Here is a 15,972-nt window from a genome sequence, read left to right as displayed (position 1 = left end):
CACCAGTGTGCTGGAGGGCATGAACAACCGAATCAAAGTTATCAAGCGGATGGCCTATGGATACCGCGACACTGCGTACTTCTTCCTGAAGATCCGTGCCGCATTTCCCGGCAAAGTGCGATGAACCCAATATTTCGGCCTTCACCCACGGTCTGGTGGGCTACCAGACCCCCAATATCGACCGCATCGCCGACGAAGGCATGATGTTCACCGACTATTATGGTGAACAGTCCTGCACCGCCGGCCGCTCGTCCTTCATCACCGGCCAGAGCGTGTTTCGCACAGGGCTATCCAAGGTCGGCCTGCCGGGCGCCGCTCAGGGCATCAGCGAGAAGGACCCGACCATCGCCGCCCTGCTCAAGGCCGAAGGCTACGCCACCGGCCAATTCGGCAAGAACCACCTGGGCGATCGCGACGAACACCTGCCGACCAATCACGGTTTCGACGAATTCTTCGGTAACCTCTATCACCTCAACGCCGAGGAAGAACCCGAGCACCCGGACTACCCTGCCGATATGGAAATGCCGGACGGGCGTACCTTCCGCGAAGCCTTCGGACCTCGTGGGGTGATCAAGTCCAGCGCCGACGGGCAGATCGAGGATACTGGTCCACTGACCAAGAAGCGCATGGAGACCATCGACGAGGAATCCTCCGCTGCGGCGCTGGACTTCATTGAGCGCAAGACCGCCGAGGGCACCCCCTGGTTTGTCTGGTGGAACGCCACCCGCATGCACTTCCGTACCCACGTCAAGGACGAGCTGCGCGGTATCTCCGGTCAGAACGAATACGCCGATGGTATGGTCGAGCACGACATGCACGTGGGCCAGTTCCTCGACAAGCTTGACGAGCTGGGCATCGCCGACAACACCATCGTGTTCTACTCCACCGACAACGGGCCGCACATGAATACCTGGCCCGACGCTGGCATGACGCCATTCCGCGGTGAAAAGAACACCAACTGGGAAGGCGGCTGGCGGGTACCCGCCATGGTCCGCTGGCCAGGTCAGATCGAGGAAGGCTCCATCTCCAACGAGGTCATGCACCACATGGACTGGATGCCGACCTTCATGGCCGCCGTCGGCAACGATTCCATCAAGCAGGACCTGCTGGAGGGTGGCGTTCAGGCCATCGGTCGCGAGTACAACGTACATCTGGACGGCTACAACTTCCTGCCTCTGCTCACCGGGGAAAGTGAGGAAGGCCCCCGTCATGAGGTGTTCTACTTCTCAGATGACGGTGACCTGACCGCGCTGCGCTACGATGACTGGAAGCTGGTGTTCATGGAGCAGCGCATCGAGGGTACCTTCGAAGTGTGGGCTAACCCCTTCACCCCGCTGCGTGTCCCCTTGATGTTCAACCTGCGCCGCGATCCCTACGAGCGTGCTCAGCTGACCTCCAACACCTACTATGACTGGTTGCTGGATCACTCCTTCCTGGCTCTTCCCGCCCAGTCCTATGTGGCAAACTTCCTGGAGACCTTCAAGGAGTTTCCGCCACGCATGAAGGCAGCAAGTTTCAGTCTGGATCAGGTAATGGAAGCCCTGGAACAGCCCGCCAGCGTTCACTGACGCCGGCTTGAACGCCACGAGCCGCTCCCCCGGGGGAGGCTCGTCGGTGAAAAAAGACGGGTCGAAGAGCCCCTTCCATTCTCTCAAGGAACCGAGTGCATGAATCCCCCTAATCCGAGCATCCTCCAACGACAGTCACTGGCAACGCTGCTGCCCGCGGTACTTCTGTCCCTGCTTCCTGCGATGGCACTGGCCGACCCGCTGCCCTCCTGGAATGCCGGTCACAGCAAGAGCACCATCGTCGACTTTGTCGAGTCCACCAGCGATCCGGACAACGATGACTTCGTGCCACAGGAGCGACGCATCGCGGTGTTCGACAACGATGGCACTCTGTGGAGTGAGCAGCCCGCCTACACCCAGTTGCTCTACGCCCTGGACCGCGCCAGCGAGGCCGACCCCGAGGCGCTCGACACGCCGCTCAAGAAGGCCGCCGCCGAAGGTGACATCGACACCCTGCTGGAGGCAGGCGAGGAAGGCATCCAGGCGCTGCTGTCGCTGTCCCACCAGGACCTGTCGCTGAGTGACTTCCAGCAGGACGTGAGCGACTGGCTGGCCAACGCCACCCACCCCGCGACCGGCCGCTTCTACACCGACATGGTCTACCAGCCGATGCTCGAACTGCTCGGCTATCTGCGCGACCACGGCTTCTCGACCTACATCGTCTCCGGTGGCGGGCTCGAGTTCATGCGCGTCTTCGCCAGCGACGTCTATGGCGTGCCACCCCAGAACATCATCGGCAGTACCGGCGAGATGGAACTGGTCGATCTCAAGGACGATCCGCAGCTCTACAAGCGCGGCGGCGACATCTGGCTCGATGACGGCCCCGGCAAGGTGATATCGATCAACCGCCATCTGGGCCAGCGCCCGATTCTCGCCGTGGGCAACTCAGACGGCGACGTGCCGATGCTGATCTGGACCACCGAGGGCGAAGGCCCGCGCCTTGGCGTGCTGGTTCACCACACCGATGGCGAGCGCGAGGTCGCCTACGACAGCGACAGCCATATCGGACGCCTGGCCGATGGCCTGGAACAGGCTGAAGCGCGCGACTGGCAGTTGATCGACATGGCCCGCGACTGGCAACGCCTTTACCCGGAGAAACCATGAGCCTCAACGACGACATCAAGGGACTCGAGGCCGCCATCGGCGAGTCGATCATCGGCCAGCGCGACGTCATTCGGCGGCTGGTGATCGGCCTGCTGGCCGGCGGCAACCTGCTGATCGAAGGCCTGCCGGGACTGGCCAAGACCCGCGCGGTCAAGGCCATGGCGCGCCACCTGGAGGCCGACTTCAGTCGTATCCAGTTCACGCCCGACCTGCTGCCTTCCGACGTGACCGGCAGCGAGGTCTATCATCAGGGCGAGGAAGGCGCGGTATTCCGCTTTCACCCGGGCCCGCTGTTCGCCAATCTGGTGCTGGCCGACGAGATCAACCGCGCCCCGGCCAAGGTGCAGTCGGCCCTGCTCGAGGCCATGGAGGAGCGCCAGGTCACGGTGGGCGGCACGACCCACAAGATGCCGGCGCTGTTCATGGTGCTGGCTACCCAGAACCCGATCGAGCAGGAAGGCACCTACCCGCTGCCCGAGGCGCAGATGGACCGCTTCATGATGCATGTGCGGGTCGACTACCCCAGCCGCGAGGAAGAGGTCCAGGTGATTCGCCTGGTGCGTCAGGAAGAACAGGCCAAGAATCGCGAGGCAAGCCCGGCCGCCGGCGACGCTCCTGCTCAGGTCCCCGTGGCCCTGGCCCAGGAGGCGATCTTCGCCGCCCGCCGCGAGATCGCCGCCCTGCACGTGGCCGAGCCGATGGAGCAGTACATGGCCACGCTGGTGGACGCCACCCGTCACCCGGCGGACTTCAGCGACGACCTGGCCCGCTACATCGAACTCGGCGCCAGCCCGCGCGCCTCGCTGGCGCTCGACCGTTGCGCCCGCGCCCACGCCTGGCTCGAAGGCCGCGACTACGTGGATCCGGTGGACGTCCAGCAGGTGGCACCGGAGGTGCTGCGCCACCGCATCGGGCTGAGCTTCGAGGCCCAGGGCCAGGGCTTCAGCGCCGACGACGCGGTCGCCACCCTGCTTGGCTGCGTGGCGCTCCCCTGAGGTCTGGTCTCGTGCAAACCCGGTCCGTACACGCTTTCTAGCCGCCAGACTTCGCCACGGCTTTTGCCTCGCCCCGGCAAGGGACGGATCCCTGGACAAGAGGTATCGATGCGCCTGCCATTCGCCAGACACCCGGCTTCCCGGACGGTGCCCGGCTCCACGGAGCGAACCACGCTGGATCCGCGCGTGCACCTGGACCTGGCCCAGCTGACGGCGCTGGAACCCCAGGGCCGCCGCCTGCGACTGCTGCCGCGCCAGCCGGCTCGCAGCGTGCTCAATGGCCGCCATGGCTCGCACCTCCGGGGGCGCGGCCTGGACTTCCTTGAATTACGCGACTATCAGCCATCGGACGACGTGCGCAACATCGACTGGCGGGTCACCGCGCGCACCGGCACTCCCCATGTACGGGTGTTCACCGAAGAGCGCGATCGCCCCGCCCTGCTGGTGGTCGACCAGCGCATGTCGATGTTCTTCGGCAGCCGCCACGCCATGAAGTCGGTCACCGCCGCCGAAGCCGCCGCGCTGCTGGGCTTCGCGGTGCTGGAGCAGGGCGACCGGGTCGGCGGCATCGTGGTCAGCGACGAGGCCGTCGAAGAGTTCCGGCCACGTCGCTCCCGGGCCCAGCTGATGCGCTACCTGAGCGCCCTGGCCCAGGCCAACCAGGCCTTGCATCCACAGCGCAAGGCACCCGCGCCGACCTCGCTGGATCGGGTACTGACGTCGGTGGCACGCCTGGCCAGCCGTGACCACCTGATCATCCTGCTCAGCGATTTCGATGTTCCGGGCCCGCGCACCGAAGCACTGCTCGGCGCCATCCGCCGCCACAATGACCTGATGCTGGTGGCGGTCAGCGACCCCTTATCCGAGCGCTTGCCTGACGACCTCGCCTGCGTGGCCACCGATGGTCAGCGCCACGCCCGCTTTGATACCTCCGACGCCGATCAGCGCCGGGCGTTGGAAAGCGTGGCCAGGGAGCGCCGCCAGCAGCTCGAGCGCTGGTCACGACAGCTTGGCGTGGGCCTGGCGTCGCTGTCCGCTGGCTCACCCACCCTGCCCCAGCTGCGTACCTTGCTTGGACTGCCGTCCGAGGGTGCTGCTGGTTCAGACGCTGGCAATGACCGGGCGACAGGGGGCCGCGATGAGTAGCGCTGCGAGCAACGACGATATCGTGATGTTGCCCGACCTGATCGATCAGCTGTCCGAGGCACCGGTTCCCCCTGCGATCCCCTGGATACCCCAGACCTGGGGCTGGTCGCTGCTGGCCGTCGTGATAGTGGCGCTATTGGCGCTATGGGGCATCCGTCGGTATCTGCGCTGGCGTGCCGATGCCTATCGCCGCGCCGCCCTGATCGAGCTCGACCAGCGCCTGGATGACGAAGGAGCGATCGCCCTGGCGGAGATCCTCAGGCGGACCGCCCTCTCTGCCTATCCGCGAGAGCGTGTCGCCGGCCTGACCGGTCAGCGCTGGTGGCGCTTTCTCGATGCAAGCCTGGGCGACAGACGCACCCCGCATTTCGACGGCCCGCTGGGCCAGGAGCTGTCCACGGCGCCCTACCGGGCCACCACGACAGACGGCACCACACCCCCATCGGCGGAACTCGTGGCACTGAGCCGACGCTGGATCCGCCACCACCGTCGCGATATTCCCCAGGAGTCGGCGTCATGATCGAACTGGCGACGCCCTGGGCGCTGGCCCTGCTGCCGCTACCTTTACTGGCCTACTGGCTGCTGCCAGCCCACCGCCAACGGCTGGCAGCGCTGCGCCTGCCGTTCTTTCAGCGACTGGTGGAGGCCGCCGGTGTCTCGGTTCCACGCGGCCGCCAGCGCTCGCCGCTGGCTCGGCTGACACAGGCGCTGGTGTGGGGCCTGATCGTGCTGGCCCTGGCCCGTCCGGAGAAACTCAGCGAACCCATCGTCTGGCAGAGCGCCGCCCGCGACCTGATCCTGGCGGTGGACATCTCCGGCAGCATGGATGAGTCCGACCTGATCGATGCCGAGGGTGAGCCCCGCCAGCGCCTGGCGGCGGTCAAGGAGGTCATCGCCGACTTCGTCGCCGATCGCGAGGGCGAGCGTCTGGCGCTGATCGTGTTTGGCTCGCGGGCCTACGTCCAGGCGCCGCTGACCGAGGACCTCAAGACGCTGACCACGCTGCTCGACCAGACCGAGGTCGGCATGGCCGGCCCGCATACCGCGCTGGGTGACGCCATGGGTCTGGCCATCCGCCAGTTCGAGGCAAGCGACGTGGAACAGCGGCTGTTGATCCTGCTGTCCGACGGCGCCGACACCGGCAGCCGCATGAGCCCCATCAACGCCGCCTCCATCGCCGCCGAGCGCGACGTGCGGGTGATCACCATCGCCATGGGTGCCCCCCAGGGCAGCGGCGAAAACCGCGTCGATAGCGAAACCCTCGAGGCCATCGCCGAGATCACCGACGGCGCCTTCTTCACCGCCACCGACCAGCAGGCGCTTGCCGCCATCTACGCGCGGATCGATGAACTGGCACCGCGTGAGGTCGCCACCCACAGCTATCGCGAGCACCGCTCGCTGAGTCACTGGCCGCTCGCTCTGGCGGCGGCATTGGTGCTGCTGACCCTGGCACTCGATCGCCGGCAGTTGGTCCGCTCACGGACGGCTGGCGCTCCCGCTGGCGGGAAGGCAGATGCCCGGACAGACGTCGCCGAACACCCTGATACCAGCCGCGGTGACAACACGCAGGAGGGCACGCCATGAGCGAGTGGCTCGACGGTCTCTCTGCGCTACACCTGCTGCGTCCACTGTGGTGCCTGCTGCTGCCGCTGGTGGTGGTGCTGTGGTGGTGGCGCCGACGGATCCCCTCGGCGGACATCGGCGGTGACCATTTTGCCCCCCACCTGGTCACTGCCCTGCGTGCCGATGGGCACGACCGCCGCCGACTGCGGCCGCTGGACACCCTGGCGCTGCTGGCCATCCTGCTGATCCTGGGCGTTGCCGGTCCCGCCTGGACGCGCATGCCCAACCCGCTGATCGCCCAGAGCGCCCCGCTGGTGGTGGTGCTGGAGGTCAGCGCCAGCATGGACCAGAGCGACGTGCCACCAAGCCGCCTGGAGCGCGCCAAGCACAAGATCCAGACCCTGCTCGAACGTCGCGACGGCGCCCGTACCGCCTTGATCGCCTACGCCGGCAGTGCCCACCAGGTGGTGCCGCTGACCGACGACCCGGCGCTGGTCACGCCCTACCTCGAGGGGCTTTCCAGCGACGTCATGCCGGAAGACGGCGACGCCGCCGGGCAAGCGCTGGCGCTTGCCGCCAGCGTGCTCGACGGGGCTCGACGCGACAACGCAGGGCTTCCCGGCGCGGTACTGCTGGTGAGCGATGGCGTCACCGCCCAGGGTTCCGTCACGGCCGGTCTCGGCGAGGATGACACCCTGCTGGTGCTGGACATGAACGCTCCCGGCAGCTCCGGGACAAGCACGGCGTCGGTGGCAGGCGCGACCCGCGTGGGGCTGAGCGTTGACGACGCCGACGTGGACGAGATCACCCGCCGCCTGGCCGCCACCTACCAGCAGGCGCTACGCGATGACGACCGCCTGGCCTGGGAAGATCGCGGCGTATGGCTGGCCTGGCCGGCGGCGCTGCTCGCTCTGCTGGGCTTTCGCCGCGGCTGGCAGCTCGGCCTGTCCGGCCTGGCGCTGCTGCCGGTGCTGTGGGCCGGGCCCGTCACGCCGGCCCTGGCCCAGGAGGCGTCCAGGGCCACCGAGACCCTCGACACCAGCCTGGCGGGAAGGCTGACCCAGGGCCTCGCGGACGCCTTTCTGACGCCGGATCAGCAGGGCCGATGGTGGGCCGAACGCAACGACTACGGCCGTGCGGCCCGCCACTTCGAGGATCCGGCCTGGCTCGGCTATGCGCTCTACCGCGATGGCCAGTACCAGGCGGCGGTCGAGGTGCTCGAACGGCTCGACAGCGCCGATGCTGCCTTCACCCAGGGTCTGGCGCTGATCAAGAATCGTCAGTACCGCCCCGCCATCGACGCCTTCGAGACGGTGCTCGAGCGCGACCCCGACTACCCCGAAGGTCAACGCAACCTGGAACTGGCCAGGGAGATCCTCGCCTACGTCGAGGACACCCGTGAGCAGTCCGATACCGGCGAGGAGCTCGGCATCGGCGCCGACGACGTGGTATTCGACAATGAAGAGGCCCGGGGTGAGGACACCGAACAGCCGGTGGAGGAACCTGGTCAGCAGATCACCGCCGAGCAGTGGATCGAGACCCTGGACACCGATACCAGCGACTTCCTGCGCCAGCGCTTCGCCATCGAGGCGCAGGCTCCCGCTAGCTCTGATAGTGATAGCGACAACGACAGGGAGACGGCGCCATGAACCCACGTCGAGTCAGTCGCACCTCGCGCCCTGGCAAGAGTGCGCCGCGTCTGGCGGGGCTCATGCTGCTGTCGTTGCTGCTGTCGTCTCTGGCGCTGATGTCGACGCTTTGCTCGGCCGCAGCGACAGCGGCGGATACCCGCTCGTCCCCGGTCCGGCTCACGGTCGAACTCGAGCCACAGGAGCTGGCGCCCGGCGACAGCGCCGAGCTGCGTGTCCAGGTGCTGGTACCCACCTGGATGCCTGAGCCGGTGACCTTTCCGAGCCTGGACCAGCCGGGGCTCAGGGTGACCCTGGGCGATCGCGCCACCACCCCGACCAGCCAGCGCGTCGATGGAAAGACCTGGTCCGGTGTATCGCGCCGCTATCGCCTGACGCCACTGTCCGCCGGACGCTTCGAACTGGGCAGCGGCAGCCTCGAGGTCACCTACACCTCTCCCGAGGACAATTCCCCGACCCAGCAACGCCTCACCCTGCCACCGGTGACCTTGACGGCCCGGCTGCCCGAGGCCGCCGAGGGACTCGACCCCTATCTGTCGGCCCGCGACATCGAGCTGACCCAGACGCTCGAGATCGTGCGAGCGGGTGAGAACGGCAAGAGCGGCAAGAGCGGCAAGAGCGGAGAGAACGGTGAGCAGGCGAAGGGCCAGAAAGGAGACGATGGTGATGCTGACGACACCGAAAACGCGGGCGACGACCGACAGTCACCGGAGCAAGACGGTGCCGACGGTGACAGCGGCCCCATCGAGCTCGAGGCCGGCGACAGCGTCACCCGCACGGTCACCGCGCGACTGAGCGGCGGCAGCGCCCTGCTGCTGCCCGACCTGCTGTCTGCACCGGCCAAGGAGGCAGGCGACGAGACAGCGATGGCCCCGCTCGGGGTCTATCCCGAGACACCACGCCTTGAAGAGTCCAGCGATGGCGGCACCCGTACCGACCGCGTGACCTATGTGGCCGAAACCGGAGGCAAGAGTTCTCTGCCCGGAGTCTCGCTGCGCTGGTACGATCCCGAGAGCGACAGCCTGGAGCAGGCAGAGCTTGCGCCAATCGAGGTCAGCGTCTCGGCGCCCCGCGCCGCTCGCAGCGCAGAGGACTGGTCGCGCCTCGTTCTCGGCGTCTTGCCCTGGCTGCTGGGACTGGTGCTGCTGGTGTCGCTCACCGCCTGGCTGTGGCGGCGCCTTGCCATCGGTGCCAAGGTGCGCGCGCATTGGCAATATCACCAGCAACAACAGCGCCAGCGTCGCGAGGCCAGCGGCGTGGCCGGGCTTCAGCGCCTGAAGCGATCCCTCGATGCCCGCGACCTGGTCGCGGTGCGCCGACACTGGGAGGCCCTGGAACCCCATCTGGACAGCAATAGCGAGGCACGCGCCCGCTTTGCCAACCGACTCGACGCCCTGTGTCGGGCCCGCCTCGGTCCTGACCGCGAGATCGCCAAGCCAACGGCAGGTTTTCGCGATACTGGTGGCGACGGCGGCAGCGATGGGGATGGCGGCGGCGATGGTATGGACAGTAAAGAATCCCTCTGGCAACGCCTGGCACAGGCCCTGCCAAGTGCACGAGAGCTTGCATCATCGCGCCCCGCAAACCGACAGCTTGCCCACGACCGCCTGACGGCGTTGAACCCGACTGCACAAGTGACCCGACGTAATGCGTGAACCTGGCCGTTTATCCTTTCTCCGATGCCTGCGTGCTCGACTTGCAACGCTCCTTCCGAGCGTCGAGTCCACAGGGCCCGCACCAGCGCTTTCGTCGACGCTGGCACCAGCGCTTTCGATGGTATCGGCACCAGCGCTTGCCGTGGCCCTGATGGCGGGGTTGCTGGCCGCACCGGAGAGCATCGCTCAGACGCCCCAGGGGACGCCCCAGGGAACGTCCCCGACGACGGCCACCGAAGCCAGGGGCTACGCCCCCGAAGGAAGCTGCGCCTCCTGTCACGAGGCCGAGACCCAGGCATGGCAGGATTCCGACCACGCCTGGGCGCTGCGCGACGCCACCCCCGACAATGTACTGGGCGACTTCGACGACGCCAGCTTCGAGGATGGCGAGGTCAAGGCACGCTTTCACCGCCGAGGCGATACCTTCCTGGCGACCCTGGAAGGCCCACAGGACCCCGCCGAGACCTTCGAGATCCGCCACACCTTCGGCGTACGCCCGCTGCAGCAGTATCTGGTGGAGCAGCCAGGGGGACGACTGCAGAGTTTGACCATCGCCTGGGACTCGCGCCCCGCAGGCGAAGGTGGGCAGCGCTGGTTCTCGCTCTACCCGGGCCAGGCGTTTACCCCCGATGACCCCCTGCACTGGCGCGGGCGCTACCAGAACTGGAACGCCATGTGCGCCGACTGCCACTCGACCAACCTCGAGAAGCACTACGATCTTGAAAGCGACAGCTTCGCCACCACCTGGCACGAGCAGAGTGTCGGCTGCCAGAGTTGCCACGGCCCCGCCCAGGATCACCTGGACTGGGCGGCCCGGTGGCAGGCCGACGAGGACGCTCCCGCGTCCTCTCCCGCCTCAGCCGGCGATATGGGCCTTGCCCTCGATCTCGCCGATATGGACGCCCCCGAGCTGGTCGAGCAGTGCGCTCGCTGCCACAGTCGTCGCCAGATGCTGGGCGCGGGCCCGGTGCATGGTGCTCCGCTGACCGATGCCGCCCTGCCGAGCCTCTTGGGCGAGGGCATGTACCACGCCGACGGCCAGATCCAGGGCGAGGTCTACGTCTATGGCTCGTTCACCCAGAGCCGCATGTACCAGCAGGGCGTCGGCTGCGTGGACTGTCATGACCCGCATACCAGCGAGGTAAAGATCGAGGGCAACGGCCTGTGCCTGCAGTGCCACAACCCGGCGCCTCCGCCGCGTTTCCCGACCATGCAACGCAACAACTACGACAGTCCCGAGCACCATCACCATACCCCCGGCAGCGAAGGCGCCCAGTGCGTGAGCTGCCATATGCCCGAGACCACCTACATGGTGGTGGACCCGCGGCGCGATCACAGCTTCCGGGTGCCCCGCCCGGATCTCGCCGAGGCCACCGGTAGCCCCGACGCCTGCACCGGCTGCCACCAGGACCTGTCACCCGCCGACGCCGCGGCGCAGATTCGTGAGTGGTTCGGTGACGACAGCCGCAGCGCCAGTCGTTCCCACTACGGTGTGGCGCTTCAGTCTGCCCGCCAGGGCCGCCCCGAAGCGCCGGACTACCTGAAGGCGCTGATCGAGGATGACGATACTCCGGACATCGTGCGCGCCACCGCGGTGGACGAGCTCACCCCCTTTGCCGGCGACGCCCTGCCGACGCTTGAGCAGGCGCTAAAGGACGAGTCCCCAATGGTCCGTGCCGCCGCAGCGCCAGTATTCGCCCAGGCCCCCGAAGGCGCCAGGGTCGAGCTGCTGCTGCCACTGATCGATGACGAACGCCTGGCGGTACGCGACGAGGCGGTCAAGGCGCTGGCCGGCACCTCGTTGATGGTCATGCCACAAGAGCGTCGTGCAGCCTTTCTGGAGGCACGCCGCGACTACGAGCGGCGCCTGGAGCAGAACGCCGACCTGCCCGGCAACCGCCTCAACCTGGCGGTACTGCTGGCGCGCACCGGACGCGAGGACGAAGCCGAGCAACAGTATCGTGCGGCGCTGGCGATGGACCCCTACTTCCTGCCGGCCCGAGCCAACCTGGTCACCCAGCTCAGTGCCGAAGGCCGCCAACAGGACGCCCGAGCACTGCTTAAGGACGGCATCGCCCTCGATGGCATGCCCGCGCCGGATCGAGGCCACCTGGCCTACCTGCTGGCACTGTCGCTGGCCGAGGATGGAGGGATGCAAGAAGAGGGTGGGATGGAAGAGGCCCTGTCCTGGCTCGAGAAGGCCGCCGAATGGCGCCCGGACCACGCCCGCACCCACTACAACCGCGGACTGATGCTGGACCGCCTGGGACGCAAGGACGAGGCCCTCGCGGCACTCGAGCAGGGACGCCGGCAGGCACCCGGTGATCCCGACCTGCTCTACGCCCTGGTCTACGTCAACGCCACCAGCGGGCGCATCCCCCAGGCGCTGTCGGCCCTGGCCGAGTTGCGCCGACTGCGCCCCGACGACCCGCGACTGGGGCAGCTGGAGCGACAGCTACGCGGCAATCAATAGCACCCCTGAAGATGCCCTGAGACCCTCGGCCTGGATGAAAAGTGCCTGGGCGTCGTCGACCGACGTCGCCCAGCCGCTGACACGACCGGCAGAAAGGCGTCGGGAGGATGGCGGTGGGGACGTCGGTGACGTCGTCGGCGCGGCCGGCCTTACGCCTCGCTCTCGTCCACCACCAGGCGATTGCGCCCCTGGCGCTTGGCCGCATAGCTGGCCGCATCGGCACGTTCGATGGGGGCGTGGATATCGGCATCTCCAGCGCGAAACTCGGTGATGCCGAGGCTCGTGGTGACATGGTATTCACGCCCCTCGTGGACCACACAGGTGTCATTGATCGCTGTCAGGATGTCTTCGCCGATACGTTGCGCCTGAGCCAGCGTGCAACTTGGCAGCAGCACCGCGAATTCATCGCCGCCCGGGCGTGCCACGTGATCGCTGCTGCGCACACAGCGGCCGACTTCCCGAGCGATGCGACGCAGCATCTCGTCACCGAGCGGGTGGCCGCCTTCATCGTTGATCGGCTTGAACCGATCCAGGTCGAACAGCATCAGAACGGAGGGCTTGGCCATCTTGCGCCAGTCCGCCATGGCCTCTTCGAGGCGACGCTCGAAGCCTCGTCGGTTCAAGAGGCCGGTAAGGGGATCGTGTTCGGCCTCCCACTGACGTATTGCCTCCTGCTGACGACGGGCGGTGATGTCCTTGACGGTACCGACGAAGCCGATGACCTCGGTATCGATGGCGACCTGGCTGGCGTGAACCTCCAGCCATAGTAGCTCGCCATCGGCCCGCCAGTAACGGTATTGACGCAGAAAGTCCTTCCCTGAGGCCATGCTGTAGCGCCACAGCTCGATCGCCGCATCGCGATCCTCGGCATGGATCGCCTGGACCCAACCATAGCGGTCCTGCCCTTTCATGGTACGACCGGTCAACTGGGCCAGGGCGTCATTCATGTAGGTGATGCGCCCCTGGGTGTCGGTCACGAACATGCCCACCGGCGAGGACGCCAGCACGCTGTCGAGGAACGCCTGGCGTCCGCGCAGATCATTCAGCGCCCGTTCTCGCTCGACCTCCACGGCATTGAATGCCTCGGCCACCTGGGTCAATTCCTTCATCTCGGTACCCAGCACGACGCGACCACGCAGCCCCTTGCCTACCTGGGCGATCTGCGACTGCAACTGGTAAAGCGGCCGCAGCAGCAGCCAAACCATCCAGCCAAGAAGTGGCAACAGCAATAGCGCGATACCCACCCCGACCCAGCTAAGGCGTTTCAGCAAGCCCCACAAGGGCGCCAATACCTGGCCTTCCGGCAAGAACACGCCGACGATCCAGTCCGCCGGCCACACCTGCCGGTAAGCCTGAAAGGTCATTTCGCCATTTACCGTAGGTCCATAACGCTCGCCCTCCCAGCCGTCGAGGGCCAGGTCCAGGGCCGGGTTGTGGGACAGGTCTCCCAGCGTCCCCATCACGCGCTGGCGGTCAGGGTGGTAGAGCACCTGCCCTGAGGCGCTGAACACGGCTGCGTAGCCTTCGTTACCCAGCCGGACCCGGCTCAAGCGTCGGAAGATACCGCCCGAGTGAACTTCGACTACGCCTCCCAGAGCCCCCATGAAACGACCATCGTCGCCCTTCAGCGGCACCAGTAACAGCACCAGCGGAAGCCCGGTAATACGCCCATAGATGGGGTCACTGACGTAGGGCCGCTCGACCTCGCGCAAAAAACTGAAGTACTCGCGATCGCTGATATCGAGCCCTTCGCGCCCCGGTGTCACCGGCCAATCGGTGACCACCTTGCCGTCGCCGTCGAATACCACCAGGCCGTCGAACAACTCGAGCAGTACGCTGTTGTCCTTCAACACCCCACCGTCGGGGTCGAGCAACGCGCCACTCGATTGTCTGGACGCCACCCGCTCGAGCATCGCCAGGCGGGTCTCGATCTCTTCGGTCACCTCATCGGCGATCAGATGGGTCTCGTAACGCAGGTGAGAAAAATTCACCTCACGCACCAGGTCCTTGCCTGTGTACCAGCCCCATGCCAGCAGGATCGTCACCACGACAACCCAGGTCATCGCCAGGCCTGTCATCATCCTCAGTTGCAGCGAGAGCGAAGCGACAAATTTGCACAGCTTGGGCACGAAGGCTTTCCTTCAGGGTCGAACCGCAGTTGGCGGTGGTGCGAAATACGTTACATGCATCGTGAATAGCATAAATAGTAACGCTAAACATCCATTTCCTATAGACGAAATAGAAAGGTTCGATTGTCCCTCGTCGACAGCGGTCTATACCTTATATCGGACCAGACCAAGAGCAGGAGACGCCACATGACCCGCAAGACAATGACCACCAGCGCCGGTGCCCCCATCGGTGACAACCAGAACAGCCTGAGTGCGGGCCCCCGTGGACCTCTGCTGCTCGAGGACTACCAGCTGCTCGAGAAACTCGCTCACCAGAACCGTGAGCGCATCCCCGAGCGCACCGTTCACGCCAAGGGCTGGGGCGCCCACGGCACCCTGACCATCACCCAGGACATCACCCGCTACTCCAGGGCCAAGGTCTTCACCCCGGGCAGCCAGACGCCGATGCTGGCCCGCTTCTCCACCGTAGCCGGCGAACAGGGTGCGGCGGACGCCGAGCGTGACGTGCGCGGCTTCGCCCTGAAGTTCTATACCGAGGAAGGCAACTGGGATGTGGTCGGCAACAATACGCCGGTGTTCTTTATCCGTGATCCGTCCAAGTTCCCGGACTTCATCCACACCCAGAAGCGCCACCCGCGCACCAACATGCGCTCGGCCACCGCAGCCTGGGACTTCTGGTCGCTGTCACCGGAGTCACTGCATCAGGTGACCATGCTGATGTCGGACCGTGGCCTGCCCACCGACGTCCGCCACATCAATGGCTACGGCTCCCACACCTACTCATTGATCAACGCCGACAACCAACGCGTGTGGTGCAAGTTCCACTTCCGCACCGCCCAGGGTCACAAGCACTTTACCGATGCCGAGGCCGAACAGGTGGTGGGCAAGAGCCGCGAGACCACCCAGGAAGACCTCTACAACGCCCTGGAAAACGGCGACTACCCGCGCTGGAACTTCTTTATCCAGGTGATGACCGAGGAACAGGCCAAGCAGGCGCCCTTCAACCCCTTCGACCTGACCAAGGTGTGGCCCCATGGCGACTACCCGCTGATCGAGGTCGGCTACTTCGAGCTCAACCGCAACGCCGACAACTACTTTGCCGAGATCGAGCAGGCTGCCTTCTCACCGTCCAACAAGGTGCCGGGCATCGGCTTCTCGCCGGACAAGATGCTGCAGGCGCGGGTGTTCTCTTACGCCGACGCCCACCGCTACCGCCTCGGCACCCACTACGAGGCGCTGCCGGTCAACCAGCCGAAGTGTCCGGTCCACCACTACCACAAGGACGGCCCGATGCGCTTCTTCGCCAACGGAGAGCAAAACGGCGACGCCTACTACGAGCCCAACTCCTTCGATGGACCGACCGAGGACCCGAGCGTAGTGGAACCGCCGCTGCCGCTGGAAGGCGACGCCTGGCGCTACGACCATCGCGAAGGCAATGACGACTACTCGCAGCCTCGCGCCCTGTTCGAATTGATGAGCCCGGAGCAGCGGGAGCGACTGTTCGGCAATATCGCCCGGCATATGCAGGGTGTCCCGGACTTTATCAAGGAGCGTCAGCTCGGCCACTTCGAGAAGTGCCACCCGGAGTACGCCGCAGGTGTCCGTGAGGCCATCGCAAGGGTCGGTGACTGAGCCATCTTGCCACCAGGCGAGCAGTGACACCCGCTGAATTCAGTCACAGCTAAACCTT

The 15,972-nt window shown here is 66.2% G+C and carries 12 protein-coding genes; 11 read left to right on the top strand and 1 reads right to left on the bottom strand.

Going from position 1 to position 15,972, the window contains the following annotated elements; translation table 11 throughout:
* The 10 genes from C9F12_RS05100 to C9F12_RS05055 all read left to right on the top strand — a co-directional run.
* A partial coding sequence (locus C9F12_RS05100; protein ID WP_146188265.1) for a transposase occupies window positions 1-124 on the top strand: 124 nt, incomplete at its 5' end.
* Entirely contained in the window at window positions 96-1,568 is a 1,473-nt protein-coding gene (locus tag C9F12_RS05095; RefSeq protein WP_108448174.1) for an arylsulfatase, read from the top strand. The genes C9F12_RS05100 and C9F12_RS05095, both read left to right, overlap by 29 nt.
* Before the next feature lie 99 nt (window positions 1,569-1,667).
* A complete protein-coding gene (locus C9F12_RS05090) occupies window positions 1,668-2,672 on the top strand; it encodes an HAD family hydrolase (RefSeq protein WP_108448173.1) in 1,005 nt (334 codons plus the stop codon).
* A complete protein-coding gene (locus C9F12_RS05085; protein ID WP_108448172.1) occupies window positions 2,669-3,667 on the top strand; it encodes a MoxR family ATPase in 999 nt (332 codons plus the stop codon). Before C9F12_RS05090 ends, C9F12_RS05085 begins: the two co-directional genes overlap by 4 nt.
* Before the next feature lie 108 nt (window positions 3,668-3,775).
* Window positions 3,776-4,813 carry a DUF58 domain-containing protein gene (locus C9F12_RS05080; protein ID WP_108448171.1) on the top strand — a complete coding sequence of 346 codons (1,038 nt, stop codon included), beginning with the start codon at window positions 3,776-3,778 and terminating at the stop codon, window positions 4,811-4,813.
* Window positions 4,806-5,333 (top strand): DUF4381 domain-containing protein, encoded by a 528-nt coding sequence (locus tag C9F12_RS05075; protein ID WP_108448170.1) that lies wholly within the window; start codon window positions 4,806-4,808, stop codon window positions 5,331-5,333. Before C9F12_RS05080 ends, C9F12_RS05075 begins: the two co-directional genes overlap by 8 nt.
* Window positions 5,330-6,397, top strand: a complete 1,068-nt coding sequence (locus tag C9F12_RS05070; RefSeq protein WP_108448169.1) for a VWA domain-containing protein — start codon at window positions 5,330-5,332, stop codon at window positions 6,395-6,397. The genes C9F12_RS05075 and C9F12_RS05070 overlap by 4 nt, the downstream gene beginning before the upstream one ends.
* A complete protein-coding gene (locus C9F12_RS05065; protein ID WP_108448168.1) occupies window positions 6,394-8,025 on the top strand; it encodes a VWA domain-containing protein in 1,632 nt (543 codons plus the stop codon). Before C9F12_RS05070 ends, C9F12_RS05065 begins: the two co-directional genes overlap by 4 nt.
* Window positions 8,022-9,680: a BatD family protein gene (locus C9F12_RS05060; RefSeq protein ID WP_108448167.1), complete on the top strand. Its 1,659-nt coding sequence runs from the start codon at window positions 8,022-8,024 to the stop codon at window positions 9,678-9,680. Before C9F12_RS05065 ends, C9F12_RS05060 begins: the two co-directional genes overlap by 4 nt.
* A gap of 118 nt (window positions 9,681-9,798) precedes the next feature.
* Complete coding sequence (locus C9F12_RS05055) at window positions 9,799-12,153, top strand: tetratricopeptide repeat protein (protein WP_205254628.1); 2,355 nt, start codon at window positions 9,799-9,801, stop codon at window positions 12,151-12,153.
* 149 nt (window positions 12,154-12,302) lie between these two features.
* Here C9F12_RS05055 and C9F12_RS05050 read toward each other — a convergent pair whose 3' ends face one another.
* Entirely contained in the window at window positions 12,303-14,282 is a 1,980-nt protein-coding gene (locus tag C9F12_RS05050; RefSeq protein ID WP_345840274.1) for a diguanylate cyclase, read from the bottom strand.
* Between the two features lie 186 nt (window positions 14,283-14,468).
* Between C9F12_RS05050 and C9F12_RS05045 the strand changes: the two genes are divergently transcribed.
* Entirely contained in the window at window positions 14,469-15,914 is a 1,446-nt protein-coding gene (locus tag C9F12_RS05045) for a catalase (protein ID WP_108448166.1), read from the top strand.
* Window positions 15,915-15,972: the final 58 nt, after the last annotated feature.

This window comes from Halomonas sp. BN3-1, assembly GCF_003056325.1.
Taxonomy (GTDB): Bacteria; Pseudomonadota; Gammaproteobacteria; order Pseudomonadales; family Halomonadaceae; genus Halomonas; species Halomonas litopenaei.
This window is presented reverse-complemented; position numbering and strand designations above follow the sequence as displayed.

What these genes read in the sequence shown, in the direction of transcription:
- C9F12_RS05080 (WP_108448171.1), top strand. Translation starts at nt 3,776, where the DNA reads ATGCGCCTGCCATTCGCCAGACACCCGGCTTCCCGGACGGTGCCCGGC.
- C9F12_RS05085 (WP_108448172.1), top strand. Translation starts at nt 2,669, where the DNA reads ATGAGCCTCAACGACGACATCAAGGGACTCGAGGCCGCCATCGGCGAG.
- C9F12_RS05070 (WP_108448169.1), top strand. Translation starts at nt 5,330, where the DNA reads ATGATCGAACTGGCGACGCCCTGGGCGCTGGCCCTGCTGCCGCTACCT.
- C9F12_RS05055 (WP_205254628.1), top strand. Translation starts at nt 9,799, where the DNA reads ATGGTATCGGCACCAGCGCTTGCCGTGGCCCTGATGGCGGGGTTGCTG.
- C9F12_RS05065 (WP_108448168.1), top strand. Translation starts at nt 6,394, where the DNA reads ATGAGCGAGTGGCTCGACGGTCTCTCTGCGCTACACCTGCTGCGTCCA.
- C9F12_RS05045 (WP_108448166.1), top strand. Translation starts at nt 14,469, where the DNA reads ATGACCCGCAAGACAATGACCACCAGCGCCGGTGCCCCCATCGGTGAC.
- C9F12_RS05090 (WP_108448173.1), top strand. Translation starts at nt 1,668, where the DNA reads ATGAATCCCCCTAATCCGAGCATCCTCCAACGACAGTCACTGGCAACG.
- C9F12_RS05075 (WP_108448170.1), top strand. Translation starts at nt 4,806, where the DNA reads ATGAGTAGCGCTGCGAGCAACGACGATATCGTGATGTTGCCCGACCTG.
- C9F12_RS05060 (WP_108448167.1), top strand. Translation starts at nt 8,022, where the DNA reads ATGAACCCACGTCGAGTCAGTCGCACCTCGCGCCCTGGCAAGAGTGCG.